The sequence below is a fragment of the Ochrobactrum sp. SFR4 genome (assembly GCF_019730395.1).
GTDB lineage: Bacteria > Pseudomonadota > Alphaproteobacteria > Rhizobiales > Rhizobiaceae > Pseudochrobactrum.
The window spans coordinates 1-236 of record NZ_JAAPBB010001384.1 but is presented as its reverse complement, the minus strand read 5'-3'; the positions used below and the strand labels follow the sequence as shown (position 1 = coordinate 236).

General features: G+C 53.4%; 1 protein-coding gene. It reads left to right on the top strand.

Annotated features, from left to right (window positions below; translation table 11 throughout):
* On the top strand, positions 1-236 hold a 236-nt coding region (locus tag HBA93_RS23565), incomplete at both ends, for an ExbD/TolR family protein (protein WP_221724824.1).

Sequence of the window (236 nt, the reverse complement as noted above, 5' to 3'; positions counted from 1 at the left end):
CATGGTCTCCGCACCATTGCTCACCTCCGGTGTGCCGATTGATCTGCCGGATACGCAGGCCAAGGCACTCAATGCCGATACCCAGCCGATCACCGTTTCTGTGAATGATAAGGGGCAGGTCTATCTGCAGGAAACCGAGATCGACATTACGGAAGTGGTGCCGAAACTCGAAGCCATTGCCAAGACCGGTTATGAAGAGCGCGTTTTTGTACGCGGCGATAAAAATGCAGATTACG